The organism is Halococcoides cellulosivorans (genome assembly GCF_003058365.1).
Lineage (GTDB): Archaea > Halobacteriota > Halobacteria > Halobacteriales > Haloarculaceae > Halococcoides > Halococcoides cellulosivorans.
Window position 1 is genome coordinate 1442140 of sequence record NZ_CP028858.1, and the last position, 24647, is coordinate 1466786.

A 24647-nucleotide genomic window follows, 5' to 3' on the forward strand; every position below is an offset into this window, starting at 1 on the left:
GACGCCACCGACACCCCTAATTGTCGGCCACACCGACTCGGCGAGCATGGACGTTACACTCACGCCCGCGACCGTCACGGGCCAGGCACGCGCACCCCCCTCGAAGAGCTACACGCATCGTGCGATCCTCGCGGCGGGCTACGGAGGCGGAACGGCGACCGTGCACAATCCGCTCGTCAGCGCGGACACCCGGGCCACGATGGCCGCCGTCGAGGCCTTCGGGGGACGGGTCGAGCGCGGCGACGACGCCGTGACGATCACCGGGTTCGACGGCCGGCCCGACGTACCCGACCGGATCGTGAACTGCGAGAACAGCGGAACGACGATGCGCCTGACGACCGCGACGGCCGCACTCGCAGACGGCCTCGTCGTCCTCACGGGTGACGAATCGCTGCGCTCGCGCCCGCAGGGCCCGCTGCTCGACGCGATCGAACAACTCGGCGGGCGGGCCGAGAGCACGCGCGCGAACGGGCAGGCCCCGCTCGTGGTCGGCGGGCCGATCGACGGCGGGCGCGCGGCGATCCCCGGCGACGTCTCCTCGCAGTTCATCTCCGCGCTGTTGATGGCCGGCGCGGTCACGCCCGACGGCCTCACGGTCGATCTGGAGACCGCACTCAAGTCCGCCCCGTACGTCGAGATCACACTGGACGTGCTCGACGCGTTCGGCGTCGCAGCCAGCGGCGAGGGCCGGGAGTGGTCGGCCCCTGGCGGGCAAACCTACGCCGCCAGCGACGGCGAGTATCGCGTGCCGGGCGACTTCTCGTCGATGTCGTATCTGTTGAGCGCGGGCGCACTCGCCGCGCCCGAGGGCCTCCGCGTCGTCGGGGCGGAACCGAGCGCCCAGGGCGACGTGGCGATCGTCGAGCACCTCCAGGCGATGGGCGCACCCTTGCGCTGGGATCGCGAGGCGGGGACGATCGACGTGGAGCGTGGCGCGCTGGAGGGGATCGAGGCGAGCGTCGCGGACACGCCCGACCTGCTCCCGACGCTCGCGGCCGTCGGGGCCGCCGCCGACGGCACGACGCGGATCGTCGACTGCGAGCACGTCCGGTACAAGGAGACCGACCGCGTGTCGGCGATGGCCGACGAACTGGGCCGGATGGGCGCGTCGGTCACCGAACACGACGACGAACTGCTGGTCCACGGGTCGGAGACCGATCTGGAAGGGGCGCGCGTCGACGGGCGTGGCGACCACCGCATCGTGATGGCGCTCGCACTCGCGGGCCTGGTCGCCGACGGCGAGACGACGATCGAAGGCGCCGAACACGTCGACGTCTCCTTCCCCGGATTCTTCGAGACGATGGCCGAGTTGGGCGTGGACGTCGTGCGCTCCGATTGACCTCAGAGGAGCACACGACCGGCGATCAGCACGAAAAAGACGGCGTTCGAGGCGGCGTGAACGACGATCGGGACGGTCAACGTTCCGGTGCGCTCGTAGGCCACGCCGAACACGACCGAGGTCAGCCCGATCATACTCGCCCCGAGGAGGGCGACGAGTGGTGATCCCGGCGCCACCGTGAGGTGCAACGGGACGAAGAGGAGGCTCGCACCACCGATCGCACCGACCGGGCCGGTGACGGTCCGCAATCGCCCCTGGATCGCGCCACGAAAGAGCAGTTCTTCGACGATGGGCGCGAGCACCGCCCCCACGATCGCGAGCACCGCGTACACCACGGGAGCGGCCCGGACGAGATCCGCCCCGTAGGCCGTCGTTTCGGGGTCGAGTTCCCCGAGGACCGCGCGCTGGGCGGCGCCAAGCGCCGTCGCGAGGACCACCGCCCCGACGATCACGCCGGCCTCACGACGGCTGGGCCAGTCGATCGAGACGGACGGCCCTGCGGAGCGAAGATATCCTCCAGCGACGAGCGCGAATGCGACCACTTCACCGGCGGCCATCGCGAGGGCCGTGAGAACCATCGCCTCGGACTCGGCGCCACCCCAGATCAGCGCGGCACGGATCGTCGCGCCGACGACCACCATCGCGATCATCGCGACCACGAACAGCGCGAGAACCGTCAGCACTGCTCGCAGGCGATCGTTCGAGGACGCCAACCGCTCGACACCGAGGGGAATCGACATGTCTCGCGAGTCGGCCACGAGACCGGTAATCGTGTCGATTCGACCCACAGTCGTCGAACGGTCCGCCGTCGATCGACCCGCACCCCGACGACCGAGTACGGGACCGTCGGGAGAGCCCGACCGTGGCAGGGCGAATCGAGGACGTTTATTTGACTGCCCGACCAGGATCCGTCGTGCAGCGTTCAGCGACCGACAGAGGTGGGATCGTCCGATCGACCCGACGGAACGCGCTGGTCGCGTGGCTCCTGGTGGGAATCATCGCCGTGATCGCTGCGGGCAGTCTCGTTGCGGGCGACCCGCTCTGGGCCGGGTTCGCGGCGACGGTCGCGGTCCTCGCGGCGGTCCCCGCGATCGTCACCCGTGAGCCCACGGCGATGATCCCCGCGGAGGTGATCGCCGTCGCCGCGCTCCCGGTCCTCGGGCGATCACTCGGCGTCGATGCGACGCTGACGGCCGTCGCGACCTACCTCTCGGTCGCGGCCGTCGCGCTGATCGTCGCGGTCGAACTCCACGCGTTCACTCGCGTCGAGATGAACGTCGCGTTCGCCATGCTGTTCGTCGTGGTGACGACGCTCGCGGTCGCCGGCTGGTGGGCCGTCGCCCGGTGGCTCTCGGATCTCTATCTGGGCACGGCGTTGCTCGGCGATCCCGCCCTGTCGGCGGACGCCCACGAAGCGGCGCTGATGTGGGAGTTCGTCGCGTCGGCCCTCGCCGGCCTCGTCGCTGGTCTCCTCTTCGTCCCGTATCTCGGATCGCGATGGTCCCGAGGTGATCGGCAATGAGACCCGACTGGCTCAGACTCTCGGCCGACCAGCAGCGCCGGTTGACCTGGCTCATGCAGGTCGTGATGGTCGGCCTCCTCTTTGTCGGCCTCGAACGCGGATCGGTCGCGATCGTCGTCAACGTCGCGATCGGCCTCGCCGTCATCCAGATCCCCTCCGTACTCGAACGCGACCCGTCGGTCGCGATGGACCCCCGACTGACGCTGTGGATCACGACCGCAGTGTTCTTGCACTCGGTGGGCGCGGTCGGTCTCCCCGGTGGGAGCGGGCTGTACAAATCGGTCCCGTACTGGGATTCGATCACGCACACGCTCTCCTCGTCGATCGTCGCCGCGGTGGGGTACGCGACGACGCGAGCGATCGACGAACACACCGATCGCGTTCGACTTCCGGACCGGTTCGTCTTCGTGTTCGTCCTGTTGTTCGTCATGGCGTTCGGCGTCGCCTGGGAGGTCATGGAGTTCACGACCAGTCGGGCGGCGACCGCGCTCGGTGGGGCGCCCGTGTTGACCCAGTACGGCATCGACGACACGATGACCGACCTCCTGTTCAACACTGCCGGCGCGCTGATCGTCGCCGCGCTCGGGTCGGTGTACGCGATCGACGAGTTGGGCCTTCAGTCGATCGTCGAGTCGCTGCTCGATCGGGTGAGTTGAGGACGGCGGTCTCAAGTGGATCCAGGGTGAAAATCGACCGTGTTCGTCGGCCACGCGTTCCTCGCGTTCGGGGTGATCGCTCTTCTGGCGGCCAGACTCGGGGACCGCGTCGGCGTCGACCCAGAGCGTCGGGTCAGCCTCGTGGGGCGATCGATCTGCGTCGCGATCGCGCTGGGCATCGTCGCCGCACTCGCGGCGTCGCTGCCCGACCTCGACGTGTTGCAGGCGGTCGCCGTGGTCGCGATCGGTCACACCGAGGGTCCGCTGATCGATCAGTTGCGGGCGGCCTCGCGGGCGACGCACCGACTGACCACTCACTCGCTGGTACTGGCCACGCCGATCGCCGCGGGGATCGCCCTCTGGACGCGTCAGCGCTGGCTCGGGAGTGTCGCCTTGCTCGGTCTCGTCGTGGCTGTCGCGCTGGCGAGTGGGGCCGTCGCGGCCGCCGTCCTCGGCGCAGTGGTGATCGGAGCCGCCGGGATCGGAAGGCTCGCCGCCCGGTGGGCTCTCGACGCTCGCGCGACGGGAGCGGCCGCGTTCGTGGGCCTCGCGATCCACCCATTCACCGATCTGTTCACCGGGACGCCACCCGCGATCGCCGCGCCGCTCGGTCTGACCGTCCTCGACGCGCGGATCGCGCCGTTCGTCGACCCGTTCGCGAACCTCCTGCTCGCGACCGGCGCGGAACTCGTCGCGATCTGGGTCGGTGTCGGCGTCGCCGCGTGGCTCTCCGAGCGCTCGGTGCGCGATCTGATCCACCCGGTCGCGGTCGTCGGGATCGGATTCGCACCGGTCCGGGCCGTCCTCGACACGCCGAGTGTGGACGACGCCGTTCCCTTCGTCGCGACGCTTCTCGTGGTCGGACTGATCGGAACTGTGGCGGTCGAACTGGTCGACCGCCGCTCCACGGGTGTCGTCCGGCCGCTCTGTACCGGGCTGGCGACGATCACGGTCGGCACGGTCGCCGCCGCGCTCGCGATGGCGATTCTCTGAGGGTCTGTCGCTCAGACCACGACGAGCACGACCCCGAGCATCGAGACGATCGCGGGGGCCACGAAGCGAACGACGATCGAGGGGCCCAGCACACCAGTCCGCTCGTAGGCGACACCAGCGATCGCGGATTCGAGGAGCACACCCGCCACGGCCCAGAGGACGGCGGGACTGAATCTGCCAGTGACGACGACCACGAACACCGCGTGCAGGATCGCCGTCAGCCCGATCGCGACGGGTGCCCCGAGCACCCCGAGTCGGCGCTGTATCGCCGCCCGAAAGAGGGTCTCCTCCCCGACCCTCCGCCCACAGAACGCGAGAATGCCGATCAGGGTGAGCACGATCGACTGCCAGAGCGGAAGAGCGCCGAACGCCCCGACCACGGCCGACGACGGCCGATTCATCGCCGACACCACCGTACTGGCGACGGCCACGGCCGTGACGACGAGCAGTGCGATCGCCCCCACGACGACGAGTGCCCGGTCGTGATCGGGCCACCGAACCTGCGGTCGGTGACTGTCGACCGACAGCACCGCCGCCCCGACCGCTCCAGTGACCACGAGAACGATCCAATCGGTGATCTGGACGTACCTGAGTGCCAGACGACCGATCGACTCCACCCACGACGTGTACATCAGCCTGATCCCCGCGAACACGAGCACCGACGCCAGCGCCGCGATGGCGACGGCCTCGACGACGGCCCACCCGCGCTCGCCGAGCATCGATCCGACGGGATGGGTCGGTGCCTGCCGTTGGTCCATAGCGGGCGCTCGACCCTCGTCGAAAAAGTCCCGTCGATCCACCGTCACGATCGCTGCACGGCACGGCGAACGGACTGGTCCGAAGACCGCTGGAGCTACGCCAGTCTCTCGATATTCTCGCGGTTCCACCGCGAGAGGACGAACAAGTCGCTACGCGAGTTCTTCGATGTTCGCGACGATTTCGTCGGCGTACTCCTCGGTGCCCAGCTTCTCGGCGCCCTCCAACTGGCGTTCGAGGTCGTAGGTGACCTTGCCCGACGAAATCGTCGCCTCGACGGCGTCACGCACGAGATCCGCGGCCTCCGTCCAGCCCATGTAATCGAACATCAGACGGCCCGAGAGGATCATCGCGGTCGGGTTGGCCATGTTCTGGCCGGCGCGTTTGGGCGCGGAGCCGTGGACCGGCTCGGCGAGCACGCGGGCGTCACCGAAGTTCGCCCCGGGCGCGATGCCGAGGCCACCGATCTGAGCCCCGGCGGCGTCCGAGAGATAGTCGCCGTTGAGGTTCGGCATCGCGAGCACGTCGAACTCGTCGGTCCGGAGTTGCATCCACTGGAGCATGGCGTCCGCGAGGCGCTCTTCGACCATGACGGCGTCCTCGGGGATGTCGACTTCGTCCTGGGTCTCCCACAGCGAGTCGGGCGCGGCGAAGACCTCCTCGTCGTCGTACTCCTCGTCGGCCACCTCCATGCCCCACTCACCGAACTGCCCCTCGGTGAACTTCATGATGTTGCCCTTGTGGACGAGCGTGACCTTGTCGCGGTCGTGCTCGATGGCGTAGTCGATGGCCTTCCGGACGAGTCGTTTCGAGCCGAACTCCGTGATCGGCTTGATGCCGATGCCGATCGGGCCGTCGTGCATCATGTCGTCGTAGCCCATCTCCTCCTCGACGAACGCGCGGACCTGCTCGACGTCGTCGGTGCCGGCCTCCCACTCGATGCCGGCGTACACGTCCTCGGTGTTCTCCCTGAAGGTCACCATGTCCATCTCTTCGGGCGCTTTCATCGGTGACGGGACGCCGTCGAGATAGTAGGTCGGGCGGACGTTCGCGTAGAAATCCAGCGTCTGCCGGAGCGCGACGTTCAGCGACCGGAAGCCCGCGCCGACGGGCGTCGTCAGCGGGCCCTTGATCGCGACGCGGAACTCGTCGATCGCGTTGACGGTGTCCTCGGGCAGGTTCTCGTCGTACCGTTCGCGACCCGACTCGCCAGCGTAGACGCGCATCCAGGCGATCTCACGACCCGTCGCCTCGGCGGCGGCGTCCAAGACTTTCTGGGCGGCCGGACCGACGTCTGTCCCGATCCCGTCCCCGTGGATGATCGGGACGATCGGATTCTCGGGAATGTCGAGTTCGTCTGCATCTTCGTCGACGACAGTCACCGGTTCGCCCGAATCGGGCACCGATACCTGATCGTAATCGTATCCCATGAAAATTAGTTCGGTGTCGGACCCATCAAACTGCCGCTTTCGGTGAAAGACGCACCGGCGACCGACGGCAGGGCCGCTCAGTAGAACTGCCGGCCGGTCTCCTCGTCGACCTCGTCGGGGCGCTGGAAGCGCTGTTCGATCTCCTCGTAGCGGTCGCGGGTCTCACTGGTGACCGACGGCTGGACCTCCTCTAAGGCGTGCTCGAAGTGCTCGGCGTTCACGAGCACGTTGCCCAGCGAGTCGTCGATGGCTTCGGGATCGACGGTGTTGACGAACTCCCGGGTCGCGGCCATCGCGGCCTCACGGCAGACCGCCTCGACGTCCGCGCCGACGTAGCCCTCGGTCCGCGCGGCCAGATCGTCCAGATCGACGTCGTCGGCCAGCGGCTTGTCGCGGGTGTGGACTGCGAAGATCTTCCGGCGGCCCTCCTCGTCGGGCACGGGCACGTGGACGTGTCGGTCCAGTCGTCCCGGCCGGAGCAAGGCGTCGTCGATCAGATCGGGCCGGTTCGAGGTCGCGATCACGACGACGTCTTCGAGCGCTTCGATGCCGTCGAGTTCAGTGAGCAGTTGGCTGACGACGCGCTCGCCAACGTTCGAGTCACCGACCGACTGGCCGCGCTCGCCCGCGATCGAGTCGATCTCGTCGAAGAAGATCACCGTCGGGGCGTTCTCGCGCGCCTTCGAGAACACCTCGCGGACGCCTTTCTCCGACTCGCCGACGAACTTGTTGAGCAGTTCGGGGCCTTTCACGGAGATGAAATTCGACTGGGCCTCGTTCGCGACGGCTTTCGCGAGCAGCGTCTTGCCCGTGCCGGGCGGACCGTAGAGCAGGACGCCTTTCGCGGCGTCGACGTCGAGGTGATCGAAGACGGTGCCGTACTCCAGGGGCCACTGGATGGTCTCGCGGAGCCGTTCTTTGGTGTCGTCGAGCCCACCGACCTGGTCCCAGGTGACGTCGGGCACCTCGACGAACACCTCACGCAGCGCCGATGGCTCGATCCCGCGGAGGGCGTTTTTGAGGTCGTCGTCGGTGACCTCCAGGTCTTCGAGCACTTCGGCGTCGATCTGTTCGCTCTCCAGATCGATGTCGGGGCGGATCCGCCGGAGAGCGTTCATCGCGCCTTCCTTCGCTAACTGCTCGATGTCCGCGCCGACGAACCCGTGGGTGTTCTCGGCGTACGCTTCGATGTCGATCTCCTCGGACAGCGGCATCCCGCGGGTGTGGACCTGCAGGACCTCCTTGCGGCCCTCTTTGTCGGGGACGCCGATCTCGATCTCGCGGTCGAACCGGCCGCCACGGCGGAGCGCGGGATCGATCGCGTCCAGGCGGTTCGTCGCGCCGATGACGATGACCTGCCCGCGCTCTTCGAGGCCGTCCATCAGGCTCAGCAGTTGGGCGACCACGCGGCGTTCGACGTCGCCCTGGGTCTCGCCGCGTTTGGGCGCGATCGAGTCGATCTCGTCGATGAAGACGATCGCGGGCGCGTTCTCCTCGGCCTCGTCGAAGACATCACGGAGTTGTTCCTCCGACTCGCCGTAGAACTTCGACATGATCTCCGGGCCGGAGATCGTCGTGAAGTACGCGTCGATCTCGTTGGCGACGGCTTTCGCCATCAGCGTCTTGCCCGTCCCGGGCGGGCCGTGGAGCAAGACGCCTTTCGGCGGCTCGATGCCGAGCTGGTTGAACAGCTCGGGGTGGCGCATCGGCAACTCGATCATCTCGCGGACCTGTTCGAGTTCGTCGTCCAGCCCACCGATGTCCTCGTAGGTCACGTCAGGGGTCTCGCGGTCGTCCTCACCGGTGGGCTCGCGGATCTGCTCGGCGGGCTTCTCGCTGACCGTGATCTCGGTCTGGTCGGTGACGACGACCGTCCCGCTGGGATCGGTCTCGGCGATCTTCAGGGGTATCTTCTGGCCGCCGACCCCAGAGACCGGGCCCAGGCCGAGCGAGAACGGGACCGTCTGCCCCTCCGTGACGGCCTGGCCGGAGAGCTTGTTGCGCACGTGCGGGCCGACGTTGCCCCGCACACGCAAATTCTGAGGCAAGGCGACGGTGATCGAGCGGGCGGGCTTGACGTCTGCGGCCTCGACGGTGACGGTGTCGTCGACGCCGACGCCGGCTTCCTGTCGCAACTGGCCGTCGATCCGGACGATCCCCTGACCGGTGTCTTCGGGGTAGCCCGGCCAGACGCGCGCGACCGCGCGACCGCCGTCAGTACCGCCGATGACGACGTAGTCGCCGTTCTCCAGATCCAATTCCTCCATGGCCTGCCGATCGATCGCGGCGAGACCGCGGCCGGCGTCTTTCTGCTTGAGGGGTTTGACGCGCAGTTTCATGCGTTCACCTCGACGGTGAGCACGCCGTTTTGCATAAGTGCTGTCGTGTCGCCAGTCGGAACCTCCAGTTCGTACTGATCCTCGTCCGTCACGACGATCACGGTGTCTCCGACCACGTCGACGGTGGCCTCGGTCACACCGAGGTCCGCCGCGATCACCGTCCGGTCGTCGTATTCGAACCGCCGTACCGGCGCGTCTGCGATTGCCTGTTGGGCTGTCATCCTAACCAGACGTAAGCAGGAAAAGTATATAAAACTTTCCCCTCATTTATAAATAAACGGCCGTTTTACCCGATTCGATAGTATTGCGGTTCACACGTCCCTGTCGCTCGGAGGGTCGCGGGGGACGAGTCCACACCGGGGTGAACCGGGCCCGGGAGCGGTCCGTTCAAGTGGGAGAAGTAGCTACGAACCATCAACGAATGAGCGAGGATTTCTACGAGGTACTCGGGGTCTCCCGAGACGCCGATAGCGAGGAGATCAAGTCGGCGTATCGCGATCTGGCCAGCGAGTACCACCCCGACGTGAGCGACGACCCCGACGCCGAGGAGAAGTTCAAGAAAGTCAAGAAGGCCAAGGAGGTCCTCACCGACGACGAACAGCGGGAGATGTACGACCAGTTGGGCCACGACCGGTACGTCGAGGCCGACAAGCGCGGCGCGACCGAGAACGGCGGCGCGGGCCGACGACGCCAGCAGGGCAACCCGTTCGGTGGCGGTGGCATGGGCGACATCTTCGATCAGTTCTTCGGCGGCGGTGGCCGCTCGCGCGGGCAAGACCGCAACCGCCCACAGCAGGGCCGCGACCTGCGGACCGACCTGACGATCGACCTCGAAGACGCGTTCCACGGCCGGGAAACTCAGGTGACGGTCAGACGCCCGACCGAGTGTGAGAGCTGTGACGGCGCGGGCCATCCGCCCGACGCGAGCTCTCGGACCTGCGACGAGTGTGACGGTCACGGACAGGTCACGACCGTCCAGCGCACGCCGATGGGCCGGATTCAACAGACCCAGACCTGCCCACGGTGTGACGGGCGGGGCGAGGTGTTCAGCGAGACGTGCAGTGAGTGTCGGGGCGACGGCGTCGTCCGCGAGAAAGCCACCCTCCAGGTCGAGATTCCCGCCGGCATCCAGGACGGCCAGACCCTGCGGATGAACGGTGAGGGCGCACCCGGCGAGAACGGTGGCCCGCCGGGCGATCTGTTGATCGACGTCTCGATCGAGGATCACGACGTCTTCGAGCGCGACGGGCGGGATCTCCACCGCCGGGTCGCCGTCTCCTTCCCGCAGGCCGTCTTCGGCGACGAGATCACCGTCGAGACCATCGACGGCGAACTCAAAATGGACGTGCCCGCGGGCACGCAGTCGGGCGAGGTGTTCCGCCTGCGCGGCGAGGGCATGCCCCACCTCCACGGGCGACGCCAGGGCGATCTCTACGTGAAAGTCCAGGTCGTCACGCCCGACGATCTGACCGAGGAGCAACGCGAAGCCCTGAAAGCGTTCGCGGAGGCCGGCGGCGAAGAGATCGACGTCGATCGCGGCTTTTTCGAGAAGCTGAAAGACACGTTCTAAACCAGTGGGTCCCCACGCCGGGCGAGACGCGGCTACGTGGGCGCGACGGTCGTGGGTTCTTCCTCGAACAGTTGTTCGAGCAACGCCCTGAGAGCGTGACGGAGGTGCCGGTTGACCGTCGGCTGTGAGACGTCGAGCAGGTCGGCCACCTCCTGGCCGGTCGACTCCCGGGGCCACTCGAAAAAGCCCGCGAAGAAGGCCGTCCGGAGCACGGCCAACTGGCGGTCGGTGAGCCCCTCGAACAGTCCCGCGACGAGTTCCTGACGGGTCTGCGCGTCACGCGTGACGTTTTTCCGCGCCAGCAGCTCGACGCTCGGGTGGCGCTCGCGGATCATGTCGACGAACTCCCGGACGTCGGTCCCGACGGGCACGTCGACGACGACCTCGATCTCGTCGCCGTCGGCGCCTATCGACCGCGGAACGCCGCCGTACTCGACGAGTCGGGCAGCACAAACCGTGCCCGCGACGGTCGCCTCGAACAGCGTCCGGCCCTCGTCGCCGCCGATCTGGCGGTACTCGCGCACGGCGTGGAGCTCGTCCAGCACGTCGGCCATAGCCGCCGGATCGGCGTCCTCGACCTCGAAGAACAGTGGCGAGGCGTCTTCGGGGCGACTCGCGAGGCCGACGTACTCGACGGTGGCGTCGGCGGCAGCCGCGACGCGGCCCAGAAACGTCTCTTCGCGGTCCAGTCTAAGTCGGAGTTCGACGAACTCGTCGGTGTACAGCGCCCGGAAGGCCTCCAGTGCCCTGATCGCGTTCGCGATGTTCTCTCCGAGCTCCTCGAAGATGCGCCGTTCGAGGTCACCGAACGCGCCGGCCTCTGTGGCGTAGACCGTGAGCACGCCGTAGCTGTGCTCGTCGATTTCGAGCGGGACGGCGACGAGCGACGCGAACTCTTCGACCAGCGCGTGCTTGCGCCACGCCTCGTTCGTGACGTTGTCGACGACCGATCGGACGACCACGGGCTCGCCGTCGGTCGCGGCCTGGACCGACGGGTCCGGCGTCGGCGCGTCGGTCGACAGCGAGACCGCATCGAGATACGCGTGGCCCTCGCCGGCCCAGACTCGCGGGACGAGACTGCCATCGTCGAGAGAGCCGATCCAGGCGAACACAGTGTCGCCGCTCTCGACCAGGCGCTCACAGACCGCCGACTCGATCTCCTCGCGCGTTCTGGACCCGACCAGCGACCGGTTGATGCGGCGGATGGTCTCGGTGATCTGGATCTGGCGACGGAGCCGGCGGTTCTGGGCCTCCAGCTGGCGTTGTTTGTCCTGGAGGGCGGCGTCGCTCTCCAGTCGGGAGAGTGCCGTCGCCATCGTCGCGGCGAGCGTCTCCGCGAGGCGGCGATCGTCCGGTCTGACGTCGGCGTCGTCGGTGGCGGCCAGGAGCACGCCGTGTTCTCCGATCGGCACGAGGAGGGCGCAGTTCACCGCCGACGTCAGGATCTGGGTCCCGTCGAGCGCCCTGTCGTCGGCCGTGACGACCTCGCCCGACGCGTAGGCCTCCCAGAGGAGGTCGCCGGCCCGGGGGTCGTAGCCAGCGGTCGGCTCGGAAGCGACGCGCTCGAACGGCTCGGAGACCGCCGCCGGTTCGAGCCGTCCAGTCTCCTCGTCGAACAGATAGACCGCGATGCAGGGCGGACCCAGAACGCTCACGCCAGCGTCCAGGACCAACTCCGCCATCGCCTGCACGGAGTCCGCCTCGATGACCCCTCGGGCGAGTTCGTGGAGTGTCTGGAAGCGGCGCTCGTTTTCCTTCCGGTCGGTGATGTCCTGGAGCGACCCCCGGACCGCGACGACCCGGCCGTCCTCGACGGCCGGCTCTGCGATCGATCGGATCCAGCGGTCGCCCTCGGGTAGCGCGTCGAGGCGGACCTCCATGTCGTAGCGTTCGCCCTCCTCGATGGCCGCCGTCAGCAACCGCTCCATGTACGCCTGGTCGTCGGGGTCGTACAGCTGGATGATCTCCTCGGGCGTGATCGGTTCGTCGGGCGAGAGGCCGTGGATATCGTAGAACTCCTCGGTGGCCTCGAAGGTGTAGGGCTCCTCGCGGACGTCGAGTTCCCACCCGCCGACGTGGGCGGTCCGTTCGGCCTGTTTGAGGAGGTCCTGAGTCCGCTCTAACTCGCGTTCGCGCTCCCGGAGTTCCGCCGTCTGCTCGTGGCGCTCGGTGACGTCGTGAGCGGAGACGACCAGCGAGACGATATCGCCGTCGTCGAAGACGGGCCGGATCGTCCCCAGGCTGGCGTACGTCTCGATGTCGGGACCCTCGTGGTGGATCTCGTACTCGACGTACTCGCCGGCGGCGGCGCGATCGATCCCCTCGCGAATCTCGGTCTGAACCGCTGGATCGTCGGCCCACCAGGGCGTCTCCCAGAACGACGCGCCGATCACCGCCGATCGGTCGGCATCGATCCTGTCCATGGCGTTGTCGTTCACGTCGAGCAGCGTGCCGTCGGGAGCGAGGACCGCCGCGAGGAGGTTCGGATCGTCGAACACCGCTTCGAAGCGGCGCGCGTAGCGATCACGCTCTCGCTCCGTGGCCTGCCGAGCGGTGACGTCTCGACCGATACCGGCGGCCACAGCCGTCCCGTCTGGCGCTTCGAGTCGGTTCACGACCCACTCGTACGGGATCGACTCGCCGTCGGCCGTCTGAAGCGGGGCCTCGATCCGCACGGAGCCGTCCTCGAACACCCGATCGAGCGCCGCCGCGACCGTTTCTCGGGTGTCGCCCTCGAAGTACCGCAGCGGGTGATGCCCCTCGATCTCGTCGTGATCGTACCCCGTCACGTCTTCGAACGACTGGTTCCATCGACAGTGTCCACCGTCCCGGTCGAGTACGTAAAACACGTCGTCGATCGCGTCGAGCAGGTCCTCGGTGTAGCCGATCTCGGCGTCGGTCTCGGCCTCTCGGGCTGCGAGCCGGTCGGTCATCTCGTCGAGCGCGTCGGCGAGTTGGCCCACCTCGTCGTCGCGGTCGAGGTCGAACGTGACGTCGTAGTCGCCCTCGGTGATCTGCTCGACGCGCTCGATCAGCGCGTCGAGGTCACTCCAGTTGGCGGTCGCGCCCAACAGTACCGGGCCGACGATCGCGAGCGGTGCCACGCTGGTAATCTCGCCGCCCGCGTGGACGCCGAGTGAGAGCCAGCCGAGTCCGACCACGAGACCGACGGCGATAGAGACCCACCGAGCGATCGAGCGCTGTGGGAGGCTGTCCCGCCCGGTCGTCTCGGTCGGCGTCGAACGCAGTCGTTCCATGTCACGCCCTCACGTAACGAGACCTCATTACAGTACGACACGCTTCACTCACAGTAGGCGATGCATTCTCTATCACACCACCGACCGGACGCGCGGTCCAGCCACGGCGGCCGTCCGGCCGCCAGACCGGGGCCGAAATCGGTCCGACCGGCCTGTGTGACCCTGAGACACGCCTGTGTGCTGTCTGAATAGATATAGCCCGACCACGACCGCCCCCCAATACACGTACGAGACACACCGATCCACCTGTATTGCGAACAGAGACATAGAGATGGCAATGGTAGAACGCACTGAACACGACGCCCAGACGTCGCATAGCGACGGACGTGCCGCCGACGAACGCGCAGGTTTCGAGTCCCCCAGCCTCGACCTGGTGTACGCGATTGCGGAGTTCACGGGTTCGGACCCGAAGACGATGCCGCCCCTGTACGATGCGGTCGACACGGACGCCCTGGACACGCTGCTGAACTCCGAGACGCCCATCGAGATCAGCTTCGAGTACGAGGGCCACACGGTCGCGGTCACCGGCGACAGCGATGTTCGGGTCGACGGACGGACCGCCCGTTCGGAGTGAGTCCCACCGAGTACGGCCCCCGTCGACGAGGACGCGTGGATCCGAGACGATCCAACGCGATTCGCTAGCCCGACCCTTTGGGCCCGCCCCGTCGAGTCCGATCGCGAGACTCGCTGAAAGCGATCGCTACGGCTGACAGCGAAGAGATCGACGTCTATCGCGACGGGTTCGAGCAGCCGAAATCCGTGTGACCGTCTCCACGGCGGTCAGGGCGCGTACGTTCCCTCGATCGTGGCCGTCGCAAGCGTCCGCCCCTCCACGGCCGCGCGAAGCGCATCGGCGTCCGCGTCGCGCAGATCGAGATCGCCGTCGACGGCGTACGCCTCGAACCGATAGGTGTGTTCGCCGTCCGGTGGGTTCGGACCGCCGTAGCCGCGTTCGCCGTAGTCGTTGGGCCCCTCCGAGGCCTGTGCGAGCGAGGCGTCTTCTGGGACACCCCCGCGCTCGGCAGGCAGGTTCCAGACCACCCAGTGGTCCCAGATTTTGTCCGCCGGCTCGACCGCGTCGGGGTCGTCCATCACGAGCGCGACGGTGTCGGTTCCGTCCGGCACGCCGGTCCACTCCAGGGGCGGGTTGACGTTGCGCGCGGTGTAGCCGTACTCCCGCGGAATCGGGTCGCCGTCGTCGAACGCTGGACTGTGGAGTTCGAAAGGCACGCTGATCGGCGTCGGGAGACGCCAGCGAACCAACGAGCGCCGTCCCCAAAGGCGTTCACCCGCCGACGATGGCATCCAGAAAGTCGACCCACCGGCGACTGCTCTCGATGGAGTGCTCGCGGTCGGCCTCCGCGATGTCGGGTTCGCGGAGGTTCTTCAGCGCCGCGATCGCGCGGTCGATGCCGACGATTTCGTCTGCAATGCGCTCGGCCTCCTCGACCGAGAGCTCCTCGCTCCGAAGGCGATTCACCATCGCGTCGCGCTTGCTCGTGAGACTCGCTCGTACCGACCGGACGCGGTCGCGCTGGTCGGGCGGAACGACACCCTGGCGTTTGGTCTCCCAGACGAACTCCTTGAGCGCCAACTCGGTGCCGTCGATGGTCACCGTCCGGGGGATCGACTGCCCGATCGTCGATCCGCGGCGCTGAACGCGGTCGATCAGTTCCGATCGTCGGTCGTCGTCCAGTGGCTCACCTGACACAGATCGCGATGAGGCCGGCACCGTCCCGAACCTTTCGGTTCGGGTGAGCGATCGACCGCGCTGAGCCAGCTTTAGGTAGGCGCTGGTGTTTGGGCGGGTATGGACGTTCGACTGCTGGAGGCCACCGACGACCCCGACGACCTGATCTGTCGGGCCGCACGGAACGACTACGCTGCCGACTTCGTCGTCGACGAGGAGTTCGCGACCGTGATGGACGACATCGACGGCGCGACCGTCGCGGAAAAACGCCGGAATCTCATCACACACCTCCTCGATCACGGCCACTTCGGCCCGTTCGAGCACCCCCACGCGACGTTCGGCATCGAGGGGATCAGCCGCTCGTGTATGGCCCAACTCACCAGGCATCGTCACGTGAGCTTCGACGTCCAGTCGATGCGGTACGTCGCCTTCGACGACGTGGATCCGAGTTCGGTCGGCTCGGGCGAACTCGTCGTCGTGCCGCCCTCGACGACCGATCCCGACTGGGTCGGGCGCAATCAGGACGCCGGATCGGTCGACGAGGAGACAATCGAGCACCGTAGCGCAGTCTTCGCTGAGGCCGTCGAACAGTCGGTCACGGCGTATCAGGACCTCCTGGAGTCGGGCATGGCCCCCGAAGACGCGCGCTTCGTCCTCCCCATCGGGACGAAAGTCAACGTCGTCATGACGATGAACGCCCGCATGCTGATGCACGTCGGAGACATGCGCGCGGCAGGCGACGCCCAGTGGGAGATCCGTGAGATGACCGAGCAGATCCTCGAACTCGCCCGCGAGTGGGCCCCAATCTCCTTCGAACACTACATGGAAGAGCTCCACGGACGGAAGAACCGCCTCGCGCCGTAGCGCGTCGCGCCGATCGGCCCACCGATCCGTTCTCCCGTCCGTCGAGGACCGCCCCCAGCCCAGTGTGAACTCACCGCCCGGACAGCCCACGCGGCATATATATCCACATAACTTATCGATCACCAATGGTGAACCACCACAGGATGTCGACAGTGGCGACAGATGGTATCGTTAAAATCCCTGGAAAACACTTATGGGGATTACCCCGTTAGAAAAAAGTGTGAGACGTATGGACTACTACGACCTCGTCCTCGTGGCGATTCCGGTGACGATGATCGGCCTCACGGGGGCGCTCGCCGTGGCTGGCCTCCCCTTCGAGGTCGCACTCGCGGTCGCCTCGGCGCTCGCTGCAGGCGTCGTCGGCCACGCGCTGTTCGTCAGAGCCCCCGTCGCGAGTCACGACGATCGGGCCGGGACAGAACAGTCCCTCTCCTGACCAGTCCATCCCACCCGCGGCCCCGATTGTGGGTCCGATGGGCGAGTCACACGCTCGTCACACCGAGTGCGACGAGCAGATCCACACCGACCGCGAGCGACGCGAGCAGATAGCCCGCGATCGCACCGCCGTTGAGCATCGGGAGGCCCGCGTGGGCCCGCCCGGCCAGGACCATCCGCACGAGGACGGCGAGGCCGACGAACGTCCCGAGCATCGCTCCCAGCGCGGGCACGGTGTACGGCAGGCCACCGATCGTCGAGACGGCGACCCCACCGGGCGTGAACGCCACTGCACTCGCGACCAGCACCGTCGGCATCACCGCGTCACCGAGGCCGATGAAGAGCGCCCCACGATCGAGGGGGTCGCTGTCCGTGGCCGCTTCGCCACTCGCGTCCGCGTCACTGGCCGTCGGGCTCTGCTCGACCGTCGTGTCGCGGTCGTGTGACTCCTCACCGCCGTCGGTGTCTGCGGTATCGTCCCCGATCGACGGGCCGTCCTCCAGAAACGAGTAGCCCCGTTCGATCGGGATGACGAGCACGACCGGGATCCGGAGATCCATAACACCCTCTGCGAGCGTGAGCATGTGCTCGGTCCGGTAGACGCTGATCGCGTCGTAGACGGCCAGCGCGACGAGCAACACGATTGCGGGCAAGACCCCGAAGCTGATGCCAAAGAGGCCCGCCGCGCCCGCGCCCATGAGAACTCCTGCAGCATCGATGACGTACCACTCCGGGTGGACCCACAGCCCCACGGCGATAGCGAGCGCGATCACGCCACCCGCGGCGCTCCCGATCGTCGGCGGGACGCCGAGCAGGCCCCCGAACGCATCGAGGACGAGCCACGCGAAGTAGGCTCCCGTCGCGACGACGACCACCCGAATGACCCAGGTCAACTCGAACTTGATCGCCGCGAGCATAAAGAGCGTCACGACGAGCAACAGGCCGACGTACAGCGCGCTGTTCGTCGGATCCTGAGGGTCCTCGACAGCCTGGAGACCCGCCTCACGGAACGGCTCGACCAGCGCGAGCGCACCGAGTTGCACCAACAGGAAAATCGCAGCGATCCCGCCCGCGGCGACGAGGGCCCGACGATCGATCATGTCCGGTCGTCGGGGTCGACCGAGAAAAGCCACGGGGTTCGATCCGACGCGCAGTCCCCCGCGCCGGGCAGGCGAATCGAACGAAGCCCACGCTCAGCGCCAGTAGAGTCGCTGACCCACCAGTTCGGGCGGGTGGACCCCGTCGGCCGGCGAAATCGCGAGGTAGGGTCGCTCGACCGGGCCGAACACGTCGACCACGCGGCCGATGTCGTCGAGACTGTCGGTGAGGGCAGTCGTCCCGATATCGGGGTGATCGGCGTCGGGGGCGCGACAGACCGCGACGCCGTTGGCGATGGATTCGACGGTGCCAATTCGCTGCATCGCTACGCTCGCAGCGCTCCGACGTAGGCCGCGACGGCCCCGAGCAGGTCGGACTTCCCGGCGTCGTCGGCCTGGGTCACGACCACACGGCCACGCGTCTCGATCTCTCGGGGGTAGGTTTTGTGGCGTTCGATCACCGCGTCGTAGCCCACCTGTCGGACCGCCTCCGCGATCTCGTCGACCGTCGGCTCGGGCACCGCCAGGTCCTGTGGGACGCGGCGGCCCTCCGAGCGGGTACACTGCGCGTCGAGGCCCGCGGGCCAGATGACCTTCTCGACCATGCCGATCCGTCGTCGTCGGGCTCCAAAGGCCTTCCGAGGGCGGGCGACGGAGAGGGCGTCTGGGGCGTCCAAAAGACGACCGTGACGACCGTTCACTCGTCACCGATGTTCTCTGCAAATGAGTCGTTCAACCGCTCGTGGGTGTCCTGCATACTCTCTTCGATCCCAGCGCTCGCGAACCCACCGAGCGACTCGACATCGCGGTCTCGGCGGGCGAATCGGGCGAGGAAAGCGTCCCAGGTCTCGCCATCGTCCTTCAGGTCGGCGAGCGTGGCCTTCGTGTCCTCGGAGACCGGGATCGTGGGGCTCACGCGCGTCAATTGGCCGCCGATCGGTGTAATCGTATCGGCGAGGGGTGACGATCGATCCGACACGCTCGAAGGCCGTGGATCGCCGTTCGAGAACTCGCCCACACCACGATGGCGACCACACCCGAGTACAATCCCGACGCGCCCGACCCGGATCTCGACGCGATCGCGGACACCTACCTCGACGGCGCTGACTTCCTGGTCGGTCGTACGGCGGGCAACATCGTCGCGATGGGGGCCTACCGCCCTCCATCAGACCTCCTCGACGACGTGCTCGACCCATCGCCAGCGACGCAAGAACTCGGATGCCTGCGCGTCCACCCCGACCACCCTCGCGAGGGCCACGTCGAGGCGATCACCGACGAACTCGTCACCCGCACCCGCGAGCGCGACATCAGGGCGTTCGTTCTCGAAACTGGCGCCGAGAACGCCGCCGCGCGCGTTCTACGAGGCCCAGGCGTTCGCGCTGGTCACCGAGCGATCGGTCACCTTCGAGGGGCAAGCGGTGGAGTTGGCGATCTATCGGCGGGACCTCTGAGCGGCCGACGCCACGTCGAGCGCGTCGATCACGCCACGCCCCCGGAGGAGATCGGCGGCGCGGTCGATCGGGGCGCGCGCCGCCCGATCGCGGGCGGCGTCGTGGCCCGCGGCGTCGAGAAACGCCCGCCGAATCCCGTCGTGCTCGAAGACCCCGTGCAGGTAGGTGCCGAGCACGCGATCGGTCGCGACGCTCGCGGGATCGAGCGGCGCGGGGCGATCGCCGGTCGTCGTCTGCCCCGCGTGGATCTCGTAGCCCGCGACGGTGCCGCTGGCGCCCGAAATCGGGCCCCGAGCGTCGATCGAATACCGAGCGCGGCGGATCGTCTTTGCCGCCGCGAACGTCGTCTCGACGGCGAGCAGTCCGAGGCCGGCGACCGATCGGGGCGATCCCCCGGTCTCGCGATCCGCGCGGTGGAGACGCTCACCGAGAATCTGATACCCGCCACAGAGCCCGACGATCGGGCCGGAAAACGTCGCGAGACGATCGCCGAGACCGGCCTCGCGGGCCGCACGCGCGGCCGCGACGGTATTTTTCGTGCCGGGCAGGACGACCGCGTCTGTCGACTCGGTGAGCGCACGGTCGAGTGGCCGGATCACCACCTCGACGCCGGGCATCGTCGCCAGCGGGTCGAGATCGGCAACGTTGGACAACCGCGGGAGTTGGGGCACGACGATCCGGGTCGCTCGGACGTCGGCAGCGGTCGAATCGCCGGCACCGCCACGGTAGACGCCGTCCGTGGGCACGGAGAGGCTGTCTTCGTCGGGCAACCCCGGATCGTCGTGTGGGAGGACCGCGAGGACGGGCACGTCCGTCCGGCGCTCGATGGCGTCGATCCCCGGATCGAGGAGGCTGCGATCGCCGCGAAATTTCGTGACGATCGCACCGACGACCTGATCGCGAACGTCCTCCGGCAGGAGTTCGAGCGTGCCGTAGAGCGCGGCGAACGCCCCGCCACGCTCGATATCGACGACGAGCAGGATCTGCGCGTCGGTCGCCCGTGCGAATTCGACGTTGGGGAGGTCTCGATCGTGGAGGTTGATCTCCGCGATCGACCCCGCGCCTTCCGCGACGACGACGTCCGCCCGGTCGTCGAGGCGGTCGTACGCCGCGAGAGCGGTCTCGCGGGCACGCTCCCAGTACTGCCCGTAGAACGCCGCCGTGTCGGCGTGGGCCACGGGCCGCCCGTCGAGCAGGAGTTGGCTCTCGCTATCCCCCCGGGGTTTGAGCAAGACCGGGTTGTGATCGGTCGAGGGCGGGACGCCCGCCGCGCGCGCCTGGGTGTGCTGGGCGACGCCGATCTCGCCGTACAGCGGGTCGTCGGTCTCTCGAACGGCCTCGGGGCGCACGGCGACGCGCGCGTTGGTCGACATGTTCTGGGCCTTGAACGGCTCGACGTCGAGGCCCCGATCGGCCAGCAGGCGGGCGAGCCCCGTCGCGACGGTCGACTTGCCGACGTGGCTGGCCGTCCCGGCGACGAGGATCGCAGCCATCAGAACTCGGTCCCGAGACGGGCGGAAATCCCCGCGTCGAAGGGATGGGCTTCCTTTGCGATGTGGCTCACGAGGTCGGCCCGGTCGGCGATCGCGTCGGGGCGATCGTGCCCACCGGTCGCGACGACTTCCAGATCGTCGGGCCGGTCGTCGAGAAACCCAGCGACCGCGTCGGCGTCGATCAGCGACCGGTTGAGGGCGTATCCGATCTCGTCGAGGACGAGCATGTGGACGCCGTCGTCGGCCGGCGCATCGAGCGGTCGAGGGCCGTCGGCGGCGTCGATCTCACGCGTTCGATCGAGGGCGGCGCGCGCTTGCGCGGCGTGTTCGTCGTCGCGGCCACCGCGATGCCAGCCCTGCGCCCCTGTCGGTTCGACCGACAGGCCGGAAATCGCAGCCATCGCAGCGTACTCGCCGCGCTCGATGCCGACGCTTCGCGCACCGCCTTTCATGAACTGGAGGACGTGCACGCGATAGCCGCGTCCGGCGGCCCGCATCGCCATCCCGAGCGCGGCGGTGGTCTTGCCCTTTCCGGGGCCGTACCAGCACTGCAGGAGGCCGAACTCCTCGGGCGCGCTCGGCGTGATCGCACTCGTGTCGGCGGCCGGCGGAACGGGGTCGGGGCGGTCGTCGGTCGATGCGTCGGACGTGGAAGCTGTGTCGTCGGTCATGAGTGTGACTCAGATCGTGCGGCGTCGAGAAGTGAATCGAACACGCCGCTCGCCGCGTGGAGGTGGGCGTACGTGCCGACGGTGCTGTACTCGGTGAGGCCGTCGCAGCCGTCGAGACCAGTCCCGTCGGTGTCGAAGGTGTACCGGGCGTCCCGGGCCGTCGCCGTCGAGTAGTGAAACTCGTGGCCCTGGATCGTCGTGTCGGGGGATGCGATCGGTGAGTCGCGTCGTGCGGACAGTTCGACGTGCCCGATCGCCTGTGGCCGGTCGGTCATCCGCACGTCGGCGGGGAGCACGCCCGCCATCGCGTGGCGCTGGCCGTCGACGGTGAGCGATTCCGCGAGGGCAATCAACCCGCCGCACTCTCCGAAGACCGGCAGGCCCTCACTGGCCCGTCGGGCGAGGTCCGCGAGTGCCGGGCTGTCGGCCAGTTCGGGCGCGAACCGCTCGGGATAGCCGCCAGGGAGATACACCGCGTCGGCTGGTGGCAGCGGATCACCACGGGTCGGAGCGAACGGACGGACGTTGGCGCGACGGCCGAGACGTTCCCGGACGCCGGGATAGCAAAAGGTGAACGCGCGATCGCGCGCGACGGCGATCGTCGGGCGGTCGTCTTTCGAGAGGAGCGTCCGCGCAGAGCGGTCGTCGACGCCGCCGCTGGCTCGCGGGCGACGCGCGAGCGCTCGAATCCGATCGAGGCGGAGGTCTTCGGCAGCGCGAGCGAGCGCGTCGCGATCGATCGTCGTCTCCGTGCCCTGGTACAGACCGAGGTGGCGATCCGGAATCGCGAGCGCGTCGTCCGGAGAGATTCGCCCGCAGTCGACGATCCCGTCGGGCAACGCCGCCCTGACCCGATCGAGGTGTGGGCCGTCGCGCGCCCGCTGGAAGATCACGCCGGCGACCTCTGGCGACGCGGGCGCGCGGTCCGCGAAGCGTCGAAACCCCTCGACGGTCGCAGCGATCGACCGGCCGGCGCCGCTCGCGTCGACGACGAGTACGACCGGGAGGCCGAGCGTCGCGGCGACGCTCGCAGTGCTCGCCCGCGTGCCGTCGTACAGCCCCATCACGCCCTCGACGACACACAGGTCGCCCGATCCGCGCGCGTAGTTCGCGAGACAGCCCCGGGGGCCAGAGAGCCAGGGGTCGAGCGTGCGCGAGGGGCGATCGGCGATCGCGGTGTGTTGACTCGGGTCGACGTAGTCCGGCCCGGCTTTCGCGGGCTGGACGGTCACGCCCTGCTCGCGAAAGCCCGCGAGGGCGGCGAGCGTCGTGACGGTCTTGCCGACGCTCGATCCCGTCCCGGCGAGGACGACCCCCGGGATCACGGGTCGAACACCTCCGCGCGGCGATCGGTCCGCGCGCCGGCGTCGGCGGTCGCGACCGAGGCGGGCGGGTCGCGATCGCCCGCCGCGAGCGCCGCGCGAACGGCCTCCCGGACGCAGGCCCGCGCGGCGTCACCGACCGGCGTCGCCGCGCCCGCGAACGCCGCGTCGGGGCCCGAACGATCCGAACCGATGGCGACCGCGTCACTGGTCGTCCCAGTGAAGCCCGTCAGTGCGTGCAGCGTTGCCGTCTTGGCCTCGACCACCGTCGCGAGCAGTGTGGCCTGCGTGCCCCCCGCGAGCGCGCGGTCGGTCGTGACGACCAGGTTGACTGTCCCGGGGTGGAACGGCGTCTTCTCGTCGGTCGCGCCGACGTCGTCGACCTGGCCGGGTGGATCGTCCGCCTCGCTCGGATCGAGCGGGAGCGCCGCGGGGTTGGTCAGCCCCGCGGTCGCGATCACACAGACGCCGTCGAGGCGCGCGCCACGCGCGGTCGCTACGTCGACCGCAGTGAACAGTGTCGGCACGTGATCGAACCCCGCCCGAGCGAGGCGGGCGCGAGCGGCGCGGTCCAGGTCACGCGCCGACCAGTCCGCTGGCACCGACACGATCGCCGCGCCGTCGGCCGCCTGCTGCCCGCCGAGCGGCCCGGTGACAAGCCACGACCCCTCGTGAGCGACCCGGCAGACGCCGTCCCGGATCGCGATCTCAGGCATGGATCGCCTCCAGGAAGCGGTCGTTCTCGGCGGGCGTCCGAATCGCGATCCGGACGTGCGAGTCGAGGCCGTCGAACGTGCGGGCGTCGCGGAGCACGACACCGCGCTCGCGACAGTTCGCGAGGAGGTCGTCGACGGACCCTGGAACCTCGACGAGCACGAACGGAGCGTCCGAGGGTCGAACGTCGAAGCGGTCGTCGAGGGCGTCCGCCAGACGCGCGCGTTCGGCCCGAACGCGCTCGCGCGTCTGAGCGACGAAGGTGCGCTGGCCGAGACAGTGGGCCCCGACGGCGAGCGCGGGCACACCGACGTTCCAGGGCCGGCGCGCACTCGCGAGTGCGTCCCGCCAGTCGTCGGTCGCGACGGCATAGCCCGCTCGCAACCCGGGGAGCCCGTACAGCTTGGTCAGCGACCGGAGCACGACGGTCCCGGGCGTGCCAGCGAGCGTCGGCCGGTCGGTGTAGCCGAGAAACGCCTCGTCGACGACCAGAAGCGTCCCCGCCGCCCGACAGCGCTCGGCGAACGATCGCAGCCGATCGCGCTCTGGACACCAGCCCGTCGGGTTGTTCGGCCGACAGACCACGGCGACGGCGAACGGCCCCGGATCCGCATCGAGCACGGCGCGCGGGTCGCGGGTCCTCACCCGACCGCCCTGGAGTCGAACCTCGCGGGCGTACTCGCCGAAACTCGGCGCTGGGACGAGCGCGCGATCGCCCGCCTCGACGGCGAGTGCGAGCGTCAGGCGAAGCGCCGCGAGGCCACCCGGCGTGGGAATCACCTGCGCGGGTTGAACGTCGACCGCCCGGGCGGCGGCCTGGCGAAAGCGCGCGGGTGGCTCCGGCGGGTACGATCGCGAGCGCTCCAGCGCACGTCGGAAAACCGCCTCGACGCCAGGTGGCGTCCGTGGGTTGACGTTCGCGCTGAAGTCGATCACGTCGGCGGTCGACCCACCGTGCGTGACGCGGTCCAGATCGAGCGCCCGATCGCGGTTCATCGCGCTCCCCCCGGATTCGTGAGATCGGTCGGCGGGGTGAGGACCAGACCGC

25 protein-coding genes are annotated in these 24647 nt (G+C 68.5%); 8 read left to right on the forward strand and 17 right to left on the reverse strand.

Translation table 11 applies throughout. The features are described from left to right. The first annotated feature begins 46 nt into the window (after window positions 1-46). Window positions 47-1339 carry a 3-phosphoshikimate 1-carboxyvinyltransferase gene (gene aroA / locus HARCEL1_RS07095; RefSeq protein ID WP_108381858.1) on the forward strand — a complete coding sequence of 431 codons (1293 nt, stop codon included), beginning with the start codon at window positions 47-49 and terminating at the stop codon, window positions 1337-1339. 2 nt (window positions 1340-1341) lie between these two features. Here aroA and HARCEL1_RS07100 read toward each other — a convergent pair whose 3' ends face one another. Beyond that, a complete protein-coding gene (locus tag HARCEL1_RS07100; protein WP_159077050.1) occupies window positions 1342-2079 on the reverse strand; it encodes a CPBP family intramembrane glutamic endopeptidase in 738 nt (245 codons plus the stop codon). Window positions 2080-2252: 173 nt separating this feature from the next. On the opposite strand from HARCEL1_RS07100, the gene HARCEL1_RS07105 reads away from it, so the two are divergent. The 3 genes from HARCEL1_RS07105 to HARCEL1_RS07115 are packed head-to-tail and all read left to right on the forward strand — an operon-like array spanning window position 2253 to window position 4510. Further along, window positions 2253-2861 (forward strand): hypothetical protein, encoded by a 609-nt coding sequence (locus HARCEL1_RS07105; RefSeq protein ID WP_108381860.1) that lies wholly within the window; start codon window positions 2253-2255, stop codon window positions 2859-2861. Next, window positions 2858-3517, forward strand: coding sequence for a hypothetical protein (locus tag HARCEL1_RS07110; protein WP_108381861.1), 660 nt, complete (start codon window positions 2858-2860; stop codon window positions 3515-3517). The genes HARCEL1_RS07105 and HARCEL1_RS07110 overlap by 4 nt, the downstream gene beginning before the upstream one ends. A 39-nt stretch (window positions 3518-3556) precedes the next feature. Further along, a complete protein-coding gene (locus HARCEL1_RS07115) occupies window positions 3557-4510 on the forward strand; it encodes a metal-dependent hydrolase (protein WP_108381862.1) in 954 nt (317 codons plus the stop codon). A gap of 11 nt (window positions 4511-4521) precedes the next feature. On the opposite strand, the gene HARCEL1_RS07120 is transcribed toward HARCEL1_RS07115, so the two are convergent. From HARCEL1_RS07120 to HARCEL1_RS07135, 4 genes are all read right to left on the reverse strand, one after another. Further along, complete coding sequence (locus tag HARCEL1_RS07120; protein ID WP_108381863.1) at window positions 4522-5268, reverse strand: CPBP family glutamic-type intramembrane protease; 747 nt, start codon at window positions 5266-5268, stop codon at window positions 4522-4524. Window positions 5269-5418: 150 nt separating this feature from the next. Then, entirely contained in the window at window positions 5419-6696 is a 1278-nt protein-coding gene (gene icd / locus HARCEL1_RS07125; protein ID WP_108381864.1) for an NADP-dependent isocitrate dehydrogenase, read from the reverse strand. 77 nt (window positions 6697-6773) lie between these two features. Then, complete coding sequence (locus HARCEL1_RS07130; protein ID WP_108381865.1) at window positions 6774-9035, reverse strand: CDC48 family AAA ATPase; 2262 nt, start codon at window positions 9033-9035, stop codon at window positions 6774-6776. Then, window positions 9032-9256: a DUF7127 family protein gene (locus HARCEL1_RS07135; protein ID WP_108381866.1), complete on the reverse strand. Its 225-nt coding sequence runs from the start codon at window positions 9254-9256 to the stop codon at window positions 9032-9034. The genes HARCEL1_RS07130 and HARCEL1_RS07135 overlap by 4 nt, the downstream gene beginning before the upstream one ends. Before the next feature lie 200 nt (window positions 9257-9456). Here HARCEL1_RS07135 and dnaJ point away from each other — a divergent pair, with 200 nt between their 5' ends. Further along, window positions 9457-10605, forward strand: a complete 1149-nt coding sequence (gene dnaJ / locus HARCEL1_RS07140) for a molecular chaperone DnaJ (protein WP_108381867.1) — start codon at window positions 9457-9459, stop codon at window positions 10603-10605. A gap of 32 nt (window positions 10606-10637) precedes the next feature. Here dnaJ and HARCEL1_RS07145 read toward each other — a convergent pair whose 3' ends face one another. Beyond that, the gene (locus HARCEL1_RS07145; protein WP_108381868.1) at window positions 10638-13862 is read right to left on the reverse strand and encodes a bacterio-opsin activator domain-containing protein; all 3225 of its coding nucleotides are present in this window, start codon (window positions 13860-13862) and stop codon (window positions 10638-10640) included. A gap of 277 nt (window positions 13863-14139) precedes the next feature. On the opposite strand from HARCEL1_RS07145, the gene HARCEL1_RS07150 reads away from it, so the two are divergent. Continuing rightward, entirely contained in the window at window positions 14140-14436 is a 297-nt protein-coding gene (locus tag HARCEL1_RS07150) for a HalOD1 output domain-containing protein (RefSeq protein WP_159077051.1), read from the forward strand. 206 nt (window positions 14437-14642) lie between these two features. On the opposite strand, the gene HARCEL1_RS07155 is transcribed toward HARCEL1_RS07150, so the two are convergent. Next, complete coding sequence (locus HARCEL1_RS07155; RefSeq protein ID WP_233357305.1) at window positions 14643-15092, reverse strand: YbhB/YbcL family Raf kinase inhibitor-like protein; 450 nt, start codon at window positions 15090-15092, stop codon at window positions 14643-14645. Window positions 15093-15147: 55 nt separating this feature from the next. Further along, on the reverse strand, window positions 15148-15573 hold the full coding sequence (locus tag HARCEL1_RS07160; protein WP_108381870.1) for a DUF5788 family protein: 426 nt from the start codon (window positions 15571-15573) through the stop codon (window positions 15148-15150). A 99-nt stretch (window positions 15574-15672) separates the two neighbouring features. Between HARCEL1_RS07160 and thyX the strand changes: the two genes are divergently transcribed. Continuing rightward, window positions 15673-16416 carry an FAD-dependent thymidylate synthase gene (gene thyX / locus HARCEL1_RS07165; RefSeq protein WP_108381871.1) on the forward strand — a complete coding sequence of 248 codons (744 nt, stop codon included), beginning with the start codon at window positions 15673-15675 and terminating at the stop codon, window positions 16414-16416. A 229-nt stretch (window positions 16417-16645) separates the two neighbouring features. Continuing rightward, window positions 16646-16852, forward strand: coding sequence for a hypothetical protein (locus HARCEL1_RS07170; protein WP_108381872.1), 207 nt, complete (start codon window positions 16646-16648; stop codon window positions 16850-16852). A 46-nt stretch (window positions 16853-16898) separates the two neighbouring features. On the opposite strand, the gene HARCEL1_RS07175 is transcribed toward HARCEL1_RS07170, so the two are convergent. The 9 genes from HARCEL1_RS07175 to cobD all read right to left on the reverse strand — a co-directional run bounded on the left by HARCEL1_RS07175 (window position 16899) and on the right by cobD (window position 24595). Next, window positions 16899-17951: a presenilin family intramembrane aspartyl protease PSH gene (locus tag HARCEL1_RS07175; RefSeq protein ID WP_108381873.1), complete on the reverse strand. Its 1053-nt coding sequence runs from the start codon at window positions 17949-17951 to the stop codon at window positions 16899-16901. A gap of 93 nt (window positions 17952-18044) precedes the next feature. After that, a complete protein-coding gene (locus HARCEL1_RS07180; protein WP_108381874.1) occupies window positions 18045-18272 on the reverse strand; it encodes an H/ACA ribonucleoprotein complex subunit GAR1 in 228 nt (75 codons plus the stop codon). Window positions 18273-18274: 2 nt separating this feature from the next. Next, window positions 18275-18553, reverse strand: a complete 279-nt coding sequence (srp19, locus tag HARCEL1_RS07185; RefSeq protein ID WP_108381875.1) for a signal recognition particle subunit SRP19 — start codon at window positions 18551-18553, stop codon at window positions 18275-18277. A gap of 92 nt (window positions 18554-18645) precedes the next feature. Then, window positions 18646-18864 (reverse strand): hypothetical protein, encoded by a 219-nt coding sequence (locus tag HARCEL1_RS07190; RefSeq protein WP_159077052.1) that lies wholly within the window; start codon window positions 18862-18864, stop codon window positions 18646-18648. Window positions 18865-19380: 516 nt separating this feature from the next. After that, entirely contained in the window at window positions 19381-20892 is a 1512-nt protein-coding gene (locus HARCEL1_RS07195; protein WP_233357306.1) for a cobyric acid synthase, read from the reverse strand. Then, window positions 20892-21563: a cob(I)yrinic acid a,c-diamide adenosyltransferase gene (locus HARCEL1_RS07200; protein WP_108381878.1), complete on the reverse strand. Its 672-nt coding sequence runs from the start codon at window positions 21561-21563 to the stop codon at window positions 20892-20894. The genes HARCEL1_RS07195 and HARCEL1_RS07200 overlap by 1 nt, the downstream gene beginning before the upstream one ends. Next, window positions 21560-22885 (reverse strand): cobyrinate a,c-diamide synthase, encoded by a 1326-nt coding sequence (locus HARCEL1_RS07205; protein ID WP_108384149.1) that lies wholly within the window; start codon window positions 22883-22885, stop codon window positions 21560-21562. The genes HARCEL1_RS07200 and HARCEL1_RS07205 overlap by 4 nt, the downstream gene beginning before the upstream one ends. Further along, window positions 22885-23601 carry an adenosylcobinamide amidohydrolase gene (locus HARCEL1_RS07210; RefSeq protein ID WP_108381879.1) on the reverse strand — a complete coding sequence of 239 codons (717 nt, stop codon included), beginning with the start codon at window positions 23599-23601 and terminating at the stop codon, window positions 22885-22887. The genes HARCEL1_RS07205 and HARCEL1_RS07210 overlap by 1 nt, the downstream gene beginning before the upstream one ends. Continuing rightward, window positions 23594-24595, reverse strand: coding sequence for a threonine-phosphate decarboxylase CobD (gene cobD, locus HARCEL1_RS07215; protein ID WP_108381880.1), 1002 nt, complete (start codon window positions 24593-24595; stop codon window positions 23594-23596). The genes HARCEL1_RS07210 and cobD overlap by 8 nt, the downstream gene beginning before the upstream one ends. Window positions 24596-24647 lie beyond the last annotated feature (52 nt).

Bases quoted from the DNA above. Each gene is read 5' to 3' on its own strand.
- aroA (WP_108381858.1), top strand. From the start codon at position 47: ATGGACGTTACACTCACGCCCGCGACCGTCACGGGCCAGGCACGCGCA.
- HARCEL1_RS07100 (WP_159077050.1), bottom strand. From the start codon at position 2,079: ATGTCGATTCCCCTCGGTGTCGAGCGGTTGGCGTCCTCGAACGATCGC.
- HARCEL1_RS07110 (WP_108381861.1), top strand. From the start codon at position 2,858: ATGAGACCCGACTGGCTCAGACTCTCGGCCGACCAGCAGCGCCGGTTG.
- HARCEL1_RS07120 (WP_108381863.1), bottom strand. From the start codon at position 5,268: ATGGACCAACGGCAGGCACCGACCCATCCCGTCGGATCGATGCTCGGC.
- icd (WP_108381864.1), bottom strand. From the start codon at position 6,696: ATGGGATACGATTACGATCAGGTATCGGTGCCCGATTCGGGCGAACCG.
- HARCEL1_RS07130 (WP_108381865.1), bottom strand. From the start codon at position 9,035: ATGAAACTGCGCGTCAAACCCCTCAAGCAGAAAGACGCCGGCCGCGGT.
- HARCEL1_RS07135 (WP_108381866.1), bottom strand. From the start codon at position 9,256: ATGACAGCCCAACAGGCAATCGCAGACGCGCCGGTACGGCGGTTCGAA.
- dnaJ (WP_108381867.1), top strand. From the start codon at position 9,457: ATGAGCGAGGATTTCTACGAGGTACTCGGGGTCTCCCGAGACGCCGAT.
- HARCEL1_RS07145 (WP_108381868.1), bottom strand. From the start codon at position 13,862: ATGGAACGACTGCGTTCGACGCCGACCGAGACGACCGGGCGGGACAGC.
- HARCEL1_RS07150 (WP_159077051.1), top strand. From the start codon at position 14,140: ATGGTAGAACGCACTGAACACGACGCCCAGACGTCGCATAGCGACGGA.
- thyX (WP_108381871.1), top strand. From the start codon at position 15,673: ATGGACGTTCGACTGCTGGAGGCCACCGACGACCCCGACGACCTGATC.
- HARCEL1_RS07170 (WP_108381872.1), top strand. From the start codon at position 16,646: ATGGACTACTACGACCTCGTCCTCGTGGCGATTCCGGTGACGATGATC.
- HARCEL1_RS07175 (WP_108381873.1), bottom strand. From the start codon at position 17,951: ATGATCGATCGTCGGGCCCTCGTCGCCGCGGGCGGGATCGCTGCGATT.
- HARCEL1_RS07180 (WP_108381874.1), bottom strand. From the start codon at position 18,272: ATGCAGCGAATTGGCACCGTCGAATCCATCGCCAACGGCGTCGCGGTC.
- srp19 (WP_108381875.1), bottom strand. From the start codon at position 18,553: ATGGTCGAGAAGGTCATCTGGCCCGCGGGCCTCGACGCGCAGTGTACC.
- HARCEL1_RS07195 (WP_233357306.1), bottom strand. From the start codon at position 20,892: ATGGCTGCGATCCTCGTCGCCGGGACGGCCAGCCACGTCGGCAAGTCG.
- HARCEL1_RS07200 (WP_108381878.1), bottom strand. From the start codon at position 21,563: ATGACCGACGACACAGCTTCCACGTCCGACGCATCGACCGACGACCGC.
- HARCEL1_RS07210 (WP_108381879.1), bottom strand. From the start codon at position 23,601: ATGCCTGAGATCGCGATCCGGGACGGCGTCTGCCGGGTCGCTCACGAG.
- cobD (WP_108381880.1), bottom strand. From the start codon at position 24,595: ATGAACCGCGATCGGGCGCTCGATCTGGACCGCGTCACGCACGGTGGG.